The organism is Bacteroides sp. OM05-10AA (assembly GCF_003439055.1).
GTDB lineage: Bacteria > Bacteroidota > Bacteroidia > Bacteroidales > Bacteroidaceae > Bacteroides > Bacteroides intestinigallinarum.
The window spans coordinates 41,339-54,791 of sequence record NZ_QSUR01000018.1 but is presented as its reverse complement, the minus strand read 5'-3'; the positions used below and the strand labels follow the sequence as shown (position 1 = coordinate 54,791).

Sequence of the window (13,453 nt, the reverse complement as noted above, 5' to 3'; positions counted from 1 at the left end):
AATCTAGCATTTTTTCTCATTGATTTTGAGGGAAATAAACATTATCACTATTTTTGTACGAAATTAAAATGAAAGAAATTATGGAAATCGAAACACATCCGTTAGAACCGTTTCTCCCAGCGAAATCAAAATTACTTATGCTGGGAAGTTTTCCGCCACAGAAAAAACGATGGTCTATGGATTTTTATTACCCAAACCTAAACAACGACATGTGGCGTATATATGGAATCTTATTCTTTAATGATAAGAATCACTTTCTGAATTCGACACTAAAATCGTTCTGCCGCGAGCAAATCATAGACTTTTTAAACGAAAAGGGGATTGCCCTATTCGATACCGCTTCATCCATTCGCCGGTTGCAGGATAACGCATCGGACAAGTTTCTTGAAGTAGTGGAAGCCACCGATGTTGCAGCATTACTGCGGCAGCTTCCCGAATGCAAAGCAATCGTCACTACGGGCCAAAAAGCAACGGACACTCTCCGACAGCAATTCGACATAGAAGAGCCCAAAGTAGGTGATTACTCCGAATTTGTTTTCGAAGGTCGTGCCATGCGGCTTTATCGGATGCCCTCATCATCAAGGGCGTATCCATTAGCATTGGACAAGAAAGCGGCCGCTTACCGGATTATGTTTCAGGATTTACAGATATTGAAGTGAAGTTCAAGTATCAAGTATAAAATATCAAGTATTAAATTATAAATGAATATGGCAACATTATTTTTGCAGTACCCGGCATGCAGCACATGCCAAAAAGCCAAGAAATGGTTAACAGAAAATAACATTGAGTTTACCAACCGTTTAATCGTAGAAGAAAATCCTACGGTGGAAGAATTAAAGGCATGGATTCCGCGCAGCGGTCTGCCGGTGAAAAAATTCTTCAACACGAGCGGATTAGTATATAAAGAGCTGAAACTAAGCGAGAAGCTACCTGCAATGAGTGAGGAAGAACAGATAGCACTATTGGCAACCAACGGTAAATTGGTGAAACGCCCATTGGTAGTGACAGACAGCTTCGTTCTAGTCGGTTTTAAGCCCGATGAGTGGGAAAAATTAAAATAATTCAAAACTTATTTACCCGAATGTTTGGAGATTCAGAAGTTTCTACTACCTTTGCAGCCGCAAACACGGGAGTAGCTCAGTTGGTAGAGCACCGGTCTCCAAAACCGGGTGTCGGGAGTTCGAGCCTCTCCTCCCGTGCAGAGTTAAATAGCTGTAAACGATAAGTTTACGGCTATTTTTCGTTTCAGGTCGGACTAAATTCGGACGAAATAAATGATAGTGACGCTATCCGACAAAGATAGTGACGGTATACAACAGCGATAGCGTCACTATCCCGAACATATACCGTCACTATCATTTTCTACGATTATCCATCTGGAATTCTACGTTCATTCATATCTGCGAATCTTACGCATAGTCATATAGCGTACACTCACAATGACTCCCGCCCGATTTCCTAGTTCTTATTCGTTCTTTCCAATCCTTTGGCAGCCTCAACCAAGCGGATGAATTCTCTTCTATATCCTTTATCATCATTATTCAGTCCCTGTTTGGCCAGATTAATCACTTTATCGTAACTGGCATTTCCTTTGAAGTCAGAGTCCCGAAGCAACTGTCCGAACATAGCCACTGCAGAAGCAAAGCGGAAATCGGAAGAAACATTATTGCCTTTATTATCAACGAAAGGAAGTTCCATTTTCTTGCTGACATCTTTATCCGGAGCTTTATAACGCAGTTTCACAGTCAGGAGATCATTAGAGCCTGTCGGTTTCACTGCCACTTTCTCTTTCTTCTGATATTTCAGATCATCTATTTTACCCACATATTCATTCTTTGCACCTGTAGGAATCACTTCGTAAAAAGCAGTTACCGTATGTCCCGCACCCATATCTCCGGCATCTTTAGCATCATTATTAAAGTCTTCGTCTTTCAACAGACGGCTTTCGTAACCAATCAAACGATACGCCTGCACTTGGGAAGGATTAAATTCCACTTGCAGTTTGACGTCTTTCGCCACCGTATGCAATGTAGCACCGAATTCGCCAACTAAAACACGGTTGGCTTCCTGCAAGTTATCTATATAAGCATGATTACCGTTTCCCTTTTCTGCCAACACCTGAATCTTTTTATCTTTATAATTACCCATGCCATAACCTAATACGGTAAGGAACACTCCACTCTTACGTTCTTTTTCAATCAATTGCTCCAATCCTTCGGCGGAAGAAACACCCACATTAAAATCACCGTCAGAGCAAAGTATGATACGGTTGTTGCCATTAGAGATAAAATTCTTCTTGGCTATTTTATACGCCAACAGGATACCCGCACCACCTGCCGTAGAACCACCTGCCGTTAATTCATCTATCGCTTCACGAATCTTCTGTTTGTCAATACCCGGAGTGGCCTCCAGTTTCACACCGGCACTGCCTGCATAAGTCACGATAGCTACTTTATCTTTATCCCGTAAGTTGTTTACCAACAATTTGAGAGATGATTTCACCAAATCCAACCGGTTGGCTCCCCACATAGAGCCGGAGACGTCAATCAGAAACACCAGGTTAGATGCAGGCAAATTATCCGTCGGAATTTCTTTAGCTTTCAAGCCGATACGCACAAGACGGTGATCCGCATTCCAGGGACATGTTCCGGCTTCCATCGTGATTTTCACAGGATCACTTCCTGTCGGTTTCGGATAATCATAGGAAAAGTAGTTCACTAATTCTTCCGTACGGATAGCATCTACAGGAGGCAATTCACCTTTATTGATAAAACGACGCATATTACTATAAGAAGCAGCATCTACGTCAATAGAGAAAGTAGAAAGCGGAGCATCCGACACACTCTTAAATCCATTCTCCTGAATCTGCCCGTATTCTTCCGCATTTACAGCATCATACATGATTCCCGGTGTCGGACATACCGCCATATAAGCAGCAGACACCGATTTAGTAGCCTTTAGCTCATGCCCGTATCCTACCACTACACATTCTTCCAATACCACATCATCCGCTTTCATCTTCACATCCAGCGTAGCCGATTTCACCACCCTTCTCTCTTGCTTATACCCGATATACTGAAACAACAACGTCTCCCCCTTCTTGGCCTGAATTGTATACTGGCCCTTCATATTCGTTATTGCACCCTTCGAAGTACCCTTGATCTGTACCGAACAACCTACAAGCGGATTTCCATCCTTTGCATCCGTCACCGTACCCGACACAGTAATAACTTGCGCATTCATCCTACCTAAAGAAATAACCGCCATTAGCAGTACGAGCATCATCGCTCTGAATTGATTTGTTTTCATAACTTCTTATTTTAAAATGTTACTATTAGTTCGCTTTTATTATAGAGATGCACATTTCACACAGATTCCATAAATTGCCTGAACTTTTTTTATCCGGCAGAAAAAAGAGTCATTTCAAAATTCTCACTCATTCCTTTGCAACTCTTAAGATGATGTGTATATTTGCCAATCATAAACATATTATAAATATGAAAAACGAAGTCGACGGAAGGCGGGAAATAGCCTCACGAAACACAGCCTGGGCTACTATTATTGCCCGCAAACTAACTCGTTGGGGTGTCACTCCCAATCAAATTTCCATGATGAGCGTATTCTTCGCTATGGTGGGGGGCCTTCTGTTGATCGGCACAGTCATTGATCCCGGTTTTAACAAGTATGTAGCCTACATTCTGTTCATCGTTTGCATGCAGTCGCGGTTACTCTGCAACCTGTTCGATGGGATGGTAGCTATTGAAGGAGGGAAGAAAAGTGCCAACGGGGATCTCTACAATGATATGCCCGACCGCTTTGCTGATGCTTTGTTCATCATTCCCGTCGGATATATAGCAGGCGGATTCGGTATTGAACTGGGATGGCTAGCGGCCCTTCTTGCCGTTATGACAGCTTATTTCCGCTGGATAGGAGCCTACAAAACGCACCAGCATTTCTTTAACGGTCCGATGGCCAAGCAACACCGCATGGCATTGCTCACGCTTGCCTTTGTAGTAGCCACCTGCACCATTCACGCAGGATACGACCGGATGGTATGTCTCATAGCCCTGATAATTATCAACGTCGGCCTTGTCGCAACACTGATACACCGTCTGTACCTCATGTCACACACAACAAACAATGAAATAAAATGAAAGAACTACTGGATATCATATTTCCTACGCTAAGCGATGAACTGATTATCGTCATTTCGCTCATCATCGGACTGCTTGTTACGGCAAGCCTTATTCTTTTTCTCGTAAAGAAGATCTCTCCAAAAACAAATATCAGCGAACTCTCCGCCCGCACGCGTTCATGGTGGATCATGGCGGGCATGTTTATCGGTGCCGTATTTATCAGCTATAACATTTCTTACTTCTTCCTTGCCTTTCTCTCTTTCATCGCTTTCAGAGAACTGTATTCGGTGTTGGGATTTAGAGAGGCAGATCGCGGAGCATTGTTTTGGGGGATATTGGCCATTCCCATTCAATATTACCTTGCTTACCTTGCCTGGTATGGAGCATTCATCATCTTCATTCCGGTAGTTATGTTTCTCGTATTGCCCTTACGACTTGTTTTAAAGGGAGACACCCACGGAATAACCAAGTCGATGGCTCTGTTGCAATGGATTCTGATGCTTTCGGTGTTCGGTATCAGCCACCTCGCTTATCTCCTGTCACTTCCCGAACTGCCGGGATTCAATGCGGGAGGACGAGGCCTGCTATTATTCCTTGTATTCCTTACGGAAATCAACGACGTTATGCAATTTATCTGGGGCAAACTTCTCGGACGGCATAAGATACTTCCGAAAGTAAGTCCAAACAAAACGTGGGAAGGATTTCTGGGCGGCGTAATCAGTACCACCGTCATTGGTTACTTCCTCGGTTTCCTGACTCCCCTCTCCGCTCCCAACGTTATCCTGGTAAGTGCTCTCGTTGCGATTGCCGGATTCTCGGGAGACGTAGTCATCTCTGCCATCAAGAGAGACAAAGGAATTAAGGATATGGGGAACAGTATTCCCGGCCATGGAGGAGTATTCGACCGGATAGACTCTCTGGCCTACACGGCTCCTGTATTTTTTCATTTAGTTTATTACATTGCATATTAAACGGAGAGAATGGAAAAAAGATTCATGCAAGCTGCTGCCATGCAGATTATATATAAAGGTGTATTCCAATGGTTTCTGAAATTGGTTGTGGGAGTTCAGTTCACCGATTGCCAGTTCCTCAAAAAGGAAAAGCAATTCATCATCCTTGCCAACCATAACAGCCATCTGGACACCCTAAGCTTGTTATCTTCCCTGCCCGGAGGACTTTTATGGAAAGTCAAACCCGTAGCAGCAGAAGATTATTTCGGGAAAACCCGCTTTCAGGCTTCCATCAGCAACTTTTTCATCAACACACTGCTAATCAGAAGAAAAGGAGAAAAAGATTCGGAGCATGATCCAATCCGTAAGATGCTTGAAGCCATCGACGCCGGATATTCGCTGATTCTTTTTCCGGAAGGAACCAGAGGAAAGCCGGAACAGATGGGAAAAATTAAATCCGGCATAGCCCGCATCCTGTCTCTGCGACCCGAAGTGAAATATATTCCCGTATTCATGACCGGTATGGGACGTTCTCTGCCCAAAGGAAAAATGATACTGTTACCATATAAAGCATCTATCTATTACGGTATGCCCGCATTGGTAAAGAGTACGGATACACATGAAATATTAGACCAGATTACAGGTGATTTTGAAGTAATGAAAGAAAAATATCAAGTCATTATTGACGAAGAAGAGGAATAGATGTTGTTTTTCAAAAGAAAAATATCAAAACTATCGGACGAGGAATTACTAATACATTATACGAAGTCCGGTGATACGGAATATTTCGGCGAATTATATAACCGATATATCCCGTTACTATACGGACTTTGCCTGAAATATCTGCATGATGAAGACCAGGCACAGGAGGCGGTGATGCAGTTGTTTGAAGATTTATTGCCTAAACTGGGAAATTATGAGATAAAAGTGTTCAAGCCATGGCTCTACCGGGTGGCAAAGAATCATTGCCTGCAACTTTTACGAAAGGAAAATAAAGAAATTACGTTAGATTATACCGTTAATGTTATGGAATCCGACGAATTTCTGCATCTATTAAGTGAGGAGGAAAGTTCAGAGAAACAACTAAAGGCATTACATCACTGTCTCGAAAAGTTGCCCGAAGAACAACGGACCAGCATTACGCGTTTCTTTTTAGAGGAAATGTCGTATGCCGACATTGTAGAACAGACCGGATTTACTCTGAACAATGTGAAAAGCTATATCCAAAACGGAAAGCGAAACTTAAAAATTTGTATTAAGAAACAAGCCCTATGAAACTATTGGACTACATACGAGGACTCCGCAAAGGAAAAGAGGCACACCGGCTGGAAAAAGAGTCGATGCAAGACCCTTTCCTGGCCGATGCTATGGATGGATACAACCAGGTGGAGGGAAATCACGAACAACGGATCGAGAAACTGCGGATGCAGGTTTCTGCTCATTCGGCAAAGAAAAAGAACACTTATGCTATCACCTGGAGCATCGCTGCGTGTCTGGTGATCGGATTCGGTATCAGCAGTTATTTCCTGTTCCTGAAAAAGAGCATGACAGATGAAGTGTTTATCGCTGAAGAGTCTGTTCCGGCAAAGTTGCCTGAAGCTACAACGCCGGCAACTCCTACAAATCCAGCGACTCCGGCAGCTCCTGTAACCCCGCGAGCGGACAAGAAAGAGATGAGCGCATCCGCAGTAATAGAACCGATGATGGAGGAAGCCTTGGAGCAGACTGCTGAATTGCAAGAGGTAGCAGCAACAATGAATACTTCCGAGTCCGCTTCCGACAAGAAAATGAGAATGGCTAAAGTGGTGACTATCCCCAACAGTAACATTATTCAGGGAAAAGTGACCGATGAAAAAGGAGAACCGATCATCGGGGCCAGTGTGGCATATAAAGGGACAAATATCGGAACCATTACGAATATGAACGGAGAGTTTTCGCTGGTTAAAAAGGAAGGTAAAAAACAGTTGACAGCGCAGTTCATCGGATACGATCCGGTAGAAATTCCGGTAGATACCAGCCAGACAATGCTCATTGCCATGAACGAAAACAAACAAACGCTTAACGAAGTGGTGGTAGTGGGATACGGAACAAATAAAAACAAGAAGTCGACAACTGTCGTGACGGCTAAGGAGCAGGCAGACAAAGATATTACTCCGCAACCCGTGATTGGTAAACGCAAATATCAGAAGTACCTGAAGGAGAATCTGGTTCGTCCGACGGATGAGAAGTGCGCACAAGTGAAAGGGAAAGTGGTATTAACTTTCCTGGTTAACAAGGAAAGGCGTCCCTTCTACATCAAAGTAAAAGAGAGCCTCTGCGAATCTTCCGACAAGGAAGCCATCCGCCTGATTCAGGAAGGTCCGGACTGGATTTATGGCAATAAATCAGTGGAAATAACCGTCAAATTCGAATAGGACAAAGTCTCTAAATCCAAGTTCCTTTACGCCATAAGAATTCGAGTGGTCCCTGTTTATGGCGGGCAAGCCACCAACGACTGAACATCAACTGAACGGTAAAGATGAGCAATGCAATAAGCAGACTTGCCGTTGCTCCGGCATATTTGTACATCGCTAATCCGAATCCATAATAGATGGTAACTCCCATAATTGACTGGGATATGTAGTTTGTCAGACTCATACGACCGTAAGGAATCAGCAAACTTTGCCAACTATATCCTTTCTCTTTCTTAAACCAAAGCAGGGTGAAGATAGAAACCAGAATAATCATAAAGGCAAAATTGGCATAAGACGGAACTGCTATGTTATAAGGAACTTGTATGGAAGGATTAGTGAGTAAATCCGGTACAAAGGTTTTCAGGCAATAGAGAGGAATGAACGCAAGGATAGCGCCTATCAGCATCTTCTTCCAGAAACACACGGATTCTTCACTCTTTATTAAATATTTCCGGCGTCCGAGCAACATTCCGAACATGAATAAAGCAGCCGTCTGAAACAAACGACCATTTTCTACTTGCCAGATGTTACTGTATAATTGTCCGTCGATAATGTTAGACCGCAATACTTCAAGGAAGTTGCCGTTGAGCGTCGCCTCCTGCGCACGTATGGCATAAGGCACGCAATGACCGGTCACTGCCACATAATCAGGATTTATCATTGCATAAACGGCACGTCCCCACTCATAAGGCTGAAGAAGCAGAATCAGGGCAATCCAGAAAACCGTTTTATCTTTTAGCTTGCAAACCGGTATCAATGCAAAGCCTACTACGGCATAGAGTAAAAGAATATCCCCGTTATAAAATAAAGCGTGCAACTGCGCAAACAGGAAAAGCAAACACAACCGCCAGGCAAATCGTCCGCGGAAGTCTATGCCACGCTTCTCCGCATTGTGAAACTGAATGTAAAAACTAAAACCAAACAACAATGAGAAAGTAGCGTAAGCCTTTCCGGCGAATAAGAAAAACATGGTATCCCACGCATATTTATCAATCGTTTGCAACCATGCAGGCATATTCTCCGGTATAAAAAACAGATTATAATGCTCCAGATTATGTAATAATACAATTGCCAAAAGGGCAAATCCGCGCAGAGCATCCACTACTCCAAGACGTTCGGATGTTTTCAGTGTTTGAGTCATTAGATATAATTATTTCAGATTACTTTAGCAGCGGTAAAAGTAAAGGAAATATCTGGAACTCAAAAATTTGTGGATGTAAAAGATTAAATCAATTCATAACTGGCCATCTGTATCGGCATATCCAGATTGTGAAGTACTTTCTCCAACAGAATCCCCTCCCGATTGTCATATTCATACCCGAAAGTGGCACGGATTCCTTGCAGGATAAATTGAGTGGCACGGTCTAATGCCATCGGCAAGCTGTCTCCCTGCATCAAAGAGCCGGTTATGACACTTGTAAAAGTATCTCCCGTACCGGGATAATGTGCAGGCAGATAAGGACAGGTCACTTTCCAGTAGCGGTTTCCCTGACGGTTATAAGCGTAGACAGACGTTTTATGGGGTTCATCATGCACGGGGACACTGGTTATGATAACCACTTGCGGACCTTTATCGGACAAAAGGCGAAGATATTCTTTCAGCTCTTCATCCGTGTTGTCTGCTTTATAGGGTTCATCCAATAAATAAAATAACTCCGTCAGATTGGGAGTAATCACATCTGCTTTGGTTATCAGGTGGCGCATTTCTTTCACCATCTCCATATCAAAGTTAGTGTACAGCCGGCCGTTATCTCCCAACACCGGATCGGCAACTATCAGGCTATCCGGCTGACGAAAGTCTTTGATAAAATCAGAAACAATCTGAATCTGTTTCGGAGAGCCCAGATATCCGGTGTAGATAGCGTCAAACTGTACCTCCAGTTTCTTCCACTGGGCAATAATCTTTGGCATTTCATCCGTCAGGTCGAGGAAGGAGAAACCGGGATATTGCGTATGGTTGGATAATACAGCTGTAGGAAGCGGACAAACCTGAAAGCCCATAGATGAAAGAATAGGAATAACGACAGTGAGAGATACGCGTCCCATTCCCGAAAGGTCATGAACGGCGGCTATTTTCTTTACTTTATTGGCATACATATCATTTAAATTTAAACATTTGACTACTCTTCTATGAACGAACCGGAACAGAGGCTCTATTTACAATAAACAGAAGTTCTGTTTATACCGAACAGAGGCTCTACTTTCTACCAATAGAGCCTCTGTTTTGAAACACTAGATTAATATCACTAATACGTCCCGTGCCCCATGTGCTCCCATCACCAATGCCTGCTCAATGTCGGCAGTCTTTGAAGGACCGGAGATGAATGTTCCGAATTGATATTCCTGTCCATCCAGCTCCCGATAAGCATCATACATGGTATTCACGATTTTATTCCGGTCGAGCAGGATAACCAGCTTTTCCGAGATAAAATAAATAGCTTTGTATTTCACCGTCTGCGGTATCCAAATGGCTCCGTTCTCGGCAACTCCTATTTCTCCTTTCACTACGGCTACATCGGTGCCATCCAACTCTTTCGGATCATCCAGATTGTCGGGATTGAATGTCGCGCAGGAAATATCCGGTAAGACGGAAGCAATGCGCATAGCATCCGGATAAGTCCGGCGTATTACCGCATTCACATCTTCTCCTTCGCCCAATACCACTGCTGTGCCACCCACTGCACGACTGATTGCACAAAATTGTTCTATCTTGTCAGGATACGACAATCGCTCCATATCCGCAATATCCGGTTTATCATAACGAGTTTGCGTATTCTTGCGAATACTGGCTAATATCTCTTCTCTGCTGCTCATTTGGATTCCTCCTTTCCCTGTACTTTGTTCTTCTTCCACATTTCATTGAACGACTCTTTGGCAAATTCCGGCAGTTCACGCCCTTTTCCCCAATCGTCGAGATCGTTGTATTTCATAAAACGGGGCAGACCGTTCACTACCGGAGCCGCCCACAAAGCAGCATTGAACAATGCCGGACGTTCCATCAGGAATTTCATGCCGCCGGACATAATCTTCTTTCCTGTATTGGCTTTTCCCAGTCCGTCCAAATCCTGACGCCACTTGTAAATCTGTTCGGCCAAATCAACTTGCACCGGACAAACATCAGAGCAGGACATACACAGAGAACACGCCGAAAGATTATCATAATATTTCTCCGGAGCGTGAGCCATACCCAGATTGATACCGATAGGTCCGGGAATGAAATAGGTATAAGAGTATCCCCCACTCCGGCGATATACCGGGCAGGTATTCATACACGCACCACAACGGATGCAATTCAGTGTCTTGATATGATCGGGCTTGGAAAGCAATGTACTCCGGCCGTTGTCTACGATGATGATATGATATTCACCGCCTTCGCGGGGACGGCGGTAATGGGAAGTGTAGGTGGTCACCGGTTGTCCGGTAGCCGAACGGGCAAGCAATCGGGTGAATACGCCCAGTGCATCCAAATCCGGAACAATCTTTTCCATACCGAAAGCGGCGATGTTCAACTTCGGGTAGGAAGTACCCATATCGGCGTTTCCCTCATTCGTGCAGACTACGATGTCGCCGGTTGAAGCTACGGCAAAGTTGGCCCCTGTCATAGCGGCTTCGGCATTCAGGAAGAGAGGTCGCAGGTTCTTACGTGCCGCATGAGTCAGGTAGGTAGGGTCGAAGTTTCCTTCCTCGGTTCCCATCTCCTTTTCGAAAAGTTCGCCTACCTGCTCCCGCTTGATGTGGATGGCAGGCAGTACGATGTGACTCGGTTCGAGATGCATCAGTTGCAGGATGCGTTCGCCCAAATCGGACTCTACGACGTCAATGCCCCGCTCCATCAGGAAAGGATTCAATCCGCACTCTTCGGCGAGCATGGATTTACTCTTGATGAAATGATGCACATTATGTTCATTCAATATCTCATAGACAATGGCGCAGTATTCATCGGCATCTTTTGCCCAATGCACAATGGCGCCGTTGGCGGTAGCGTTCTTCTCGAACTCCAGCAGAAGTTCTTCGAGGTGACTGTTGGAATATAGTTTCAGTTCGCAAGCCTTGTTGCGCAACTCTTCCCATTCGGGAACTTCCTTGCTCATCTTATCCCTTTTGGCACGGACCATCCAAAGGGTTTCATTATGCCATGCTGCCATCTTGCTGTCCTGCAAGAACTTCTCGGCAGCCTTTGAATGTTTTGTACTCATGATTGCGACGCTAGAATTTCTACAATATGGATAATCTGAATAGGCAGATGCTCCCGTTTGATAACACCTTGCATGTGCATCAGGCAGGAACTGTCCGCTCCGACAATATATTCGGCTCCGGTGGCCATGTGGTCTTTCACCTTATCACGCCCCATGCAGACGGAGACTGCCTGCTCTTCCACGGCAAACATTCCGCCAAAACCGCAACACTCGTCAATATGGCTGGGTTCGAAAACTTCGATTCCTTCAACCAGATCGAGCAAATCACGCAATTTATTGTAATAAGGAATATTCATCTCGGAGGGAGCGGAAATAAACAGTTCGCGCACCCCATGACAGCTATTATGGATGCTGACCTTATGAGGAAAGCGTGCAGGAATCTTGGAAGGTTTCAATACATCGTGAATAAATTCACAAATATCACAAATCTTTCCCGCAGTCTGACAAACATGTCCTTCTTTCTCTAAGATGCCCGGATGATTCTCTTTCACAAAAGCCACACAACTGGCGGAAGGACCGACTATGTAATCGTACTCCCGGAATAAATCGCCAAAACGGAGCGCCAACTTCATCGATTCATCTTCAAAACCGGCATTTGCCATCGGTTGTCCGCAACAGGTTTGATCCAACGGATAATCGACGTCTACTCCCAAACTTTTCAACAGTTTATACGATGCCACTCCCACATTGGGATATATGGCATTGATATAACAAGGAATAAACAAACCTACTTTCATAACTATATTATGTAATAATTTAAGATTCTTCCGTACCACCCGTCTATTTTGCTCAACGGATGTCGATTAATTTGTGTGTTTGCAGGCTGAGTCTCCATTTGGGATGTCGCATTACACAGTCCACTGTCAAAGCAGTGTTATTACAAGAACAAGGCTGGAGGAAAAAATGTTCGGCAGGAAGTAGTTCAAAAATACTTATATCTTGTCCTTCATAGACAACTTTCACTTCATTCATCCGGTCGATTGCCAGTTTTGCCCCTTGTTTGGGTGAACAGGTCACCCAGTCGATAGATGCCGGTAAGGGGTGTGTACCGTTGGTTTCGATGGTCACATATTTACCAGCTTGGTGCAAAAGGTCGATCAATTGGTCGTCTATCCATAAGGAAGGTTCGCCACCTGTGAGGACAACGGTAACGGCAGGATATTTTTTCACTTCGGTGATAATTTCTTCATCGGTCATCATTGTTCCTTCTTCGTGTTGTGTGTCGCAAAAGTCACATTTCAGGTTGCAGCCGGAGAAACGCACGAAGATGGCCGGAGTTCCGGTGTGATAACCTTCGCCCTGCAAACTGTAAAAGATTTCATTAATCTTTCTCATCGTCATACTTGTTTAATTTGCTACTCTTGTCCTTCTGCGCTGGCGGAATCTTTCTCATAGATGACTATGTTTCCTTCCGATTCCTGCACCTCTACTTTATAGCATTGGGGAAGCTGTTTGCACACCCACCGGGCGATATTCTCTGCTGTGGGATTGAACGGAAGTACTTCATTCAGATTTTGATGGTCGAGTTTTTCCATGACCACTTCTTTGATACGGGTGAAATCTACCACCATTCCTTCGGAGTTGAGCCGCATGGAACGGCAATAGACGGTGATAATCCAGTTGTGACCGTGTAAACTGGCGCATTTACTGCGATACGGGAGTACCAGCTTATGAGAAGCCGAGATCTCCATGCGTTTGATTACTGTAAACATGAGTGT

15 protein-coding genes and 1 tRNA gene are annotated in these 13,453 nt (G+C 44.3%); 8 read left to right on the top strand and 8 right to left on the bottom strand.

Translation table 11 applies throughout. The annotated features are described in order from the left end of the window. Window positions 1-80: 80 nt before the first annotated feature. The 3 genes from DXB58_RS15055 to DXB58_RS15045 all read left to right on the top strand — a co-directional run bounded on the left by DXB58_RS15055 (window position 81) and on the right by DXB58_RS15045 (window position 1,199). Window positions 81-659, top strand: a complete 579-nt coding sequence (locus DXB58_RS15055) for a uracil-DNA glycosylase family protein (RefSeq protein ID WP_122137427.1) — start codon at window positions 81-83, stop codon at window positions 657-659. 48 nt (window positions 660-707) lie between these two features. Continuing rightward, window positions 708-1,061, top strand: a complete 354-nt coding sequence (locus DXB58_RS15050) for an arsenate reductase family protein (protein WP_004308288.1) — start codon at window positions 708-710, stop codon at window positions 1,059-1,061. Between the two features lie 65 nt (window positions 1,062-1,126). Next, window positions 1,127-1,199, top strand: a tRNA-Trp gene (locus DXB58_RS15045). A 259-nt stretch (window positions 1,200-1,458) separates the two neighbouring features. Here the strand turns inward: DXB58_RS15045 and DXB58_RS15040 are convergent. Further along, on the bottom strand, window positions 1,459-3,309 hold the full coding sequence (locus tag DXB58_RS15040) for a von Willebrand factor type A domain-containing protein (RefSeq protein WP_122137391.1): 1,851 nt from the start codon (window positions 3,307-3,309) through the stop codon (window positions 1,459-1,461). 188 nt (window positions 3,310-3,497) lie between these two features. Between DXB58_RS15040 and DXB58_RS15035 the strand changes: the two genes are divergently transcribed. Genes DXB58_RS15035 through DXB58_RS15015 form a run of 5 tightly spaced genes read left to right on the top strand, consistent with a single transcriptional unit; the run spans window position 3,498 to window position 7,500 of the window. Then, complete coding sequence (locus tag DXB58_RS15035) at window positions 3,498-4,154, top strand: CDP-alcohol phosphatidyltransferase family protein (protein WP_122137426.1); 657 nt, start codon at window positions 3,498-3,500, stop codon at window positions 4,152-4,154. After that, window positions 4,151-5,107, top strand: a complete 957-nt coding sequence (locus DXB58_RS15030) for a phosphatidate cytidylyltransferase (RefSeq protein ID WP_004301949.1) — start codon at window positions 4,151-4,153, stop codon at window positions 5,105-5,107. Before DXB58_RS15035 ends, DXB58_RS15030 begins: the two co-directional genes overlap by 4 nt. Window positions 5,108-5,131: 24 nt before the next feature. Continuing rightward, the gene (locus DXB58_RS15025) at window positions 5,132-5,788 is read left to right on the top strand and encodes a lysophospholipid acyltransferase family protein (protein WP_195650590.1); all 657 of its coding nucleotides are present in this window, start codon (window positions 5,132-5,134) and stop codon (window positions 5,786-5,788) included. Further along, the gene (locus tag DXB58_RS15020; protein ID WP_122137389.1) at window positions 5,789-6,361 is read left to right on the top strand and encodes an RNA polymerase sigma factor; all 573 of its coding nucleotides are present in this window, start codon (window positions 5,789-5,791) and stop codon (window positions 6,359-6,361) included. It begins immediately after the preceding gene. Beyond that, window positions 6,358-7,500 carry a carboxypeptidase-like regulatory domain-containing protein gene (locus DXB58_RS15015; RefSeq protein ID WP_122137388.1) on the top strand — a complete coding sequence of 381 codons (1,143 nt, stop codon included), beginning with the start codon at window positions 6,358-6,360 and terminating at the stop codon, window positions 7,498-7,500. The genes DXB58_RS15020 and DXB58_RS15015 overlap by 4 nt, the downstream gene beginning before the upstream one ends. A 10-nt stretch (window positions 7,501-7,510) precedes the next feature. Here the strand turns inward: DXB58_RS15015 and DXB58_RS15010 are convergent, their stop codons facing one another. The 7 genes from DXB58_RS15010 to DXB58_RS14980 form a co-directional block, all read right to left on the bottom strand. Continuing rightward, window positions 7,511-8,680, bottom strand: a complete 1,170-nt coding sequence (locus DXB58_RS15010) for a DUF418 domain-containing protein (RefSeq protein WP_122137387.1) — start codon at window positions 8,678-8,680, stop codon at window positions 7,511-7,513. A gap of 83 nt (window positions 8,681-8,763) precedes the next feature. Further along, a complete protein-coding gene (locus DXB58_RS15005) occupies window positions 8,764-9,636 on the bottom strand; it encodes a pyridoxamine kinase (protein ID WP_004301944.1) in 873 nt (290 codons plus the stop codon). Between the two features lie 135 nt (window positions 9,637-9,771). Next, window positions 9,772-10,353 carry an LUD domain-containing protein gene (locus tag DXB58_RS15000; protein ID WP_004301943.1) on the bottom strand — a complete coding sequence of 194 codons (582 nt, stop codon included), beginning with the start codon at window positions 10,351-10,353 and terminating at the stop codon, window positions 9,772-9,774. After that, a complete protein-coding gene (locus DXB58_RS14995; RefSeq protein WP_122137386.1) occupies window positions 10,350-11,735 on the bottom strand; it encodes a lactate utilization protein B in 1,386 nt (461 codons plus the stop codon). Before DXB58_RS14995 ends, DXB58_RS15000 begins: the two co-directional genes overlap by 4 nt. Then, entirely contained in the window at window positions 11,732-12,472 is a 741-nt protein-coding gene (locus DXB58_RS14990; RefSeq protein ID WP_004301941.1) for a (Fe-S)-binding protein, read from the bottom strand. Before DXB58_RS14990 ends, DXB58_RS14995 begins: the two co-directional genes overlap by 4 nt. Window positions 12,473-12,524: 52 nt before the next feature. Then, on the bottom strand, window positions 12,525-13,070 hold the full coding sequence (locus tag DXB58_RS14985; RefSeq protein WP_122137385.1) for a radical SAM protein: 546 nt from the start codon (window positions 13,068-13,070) through the stop codon (window positions 12,525-12,527). A gap of 20 nt (window positions 13,071-13,090) precedes the next feature. Continuing rightward, window positions 13,091-13,447, bottom strand: a complete 357-nt coding sequence (locus DXB58_RS14980) for a 6-carboxytetrahydropterin synthase (protein WP_009000630.1) — start codon at window positions 13,445-13,447, stop codon at window positions 13,091-13,093. Window positions 13,448-13,453 lie beyond the last annotated feature (6 nt).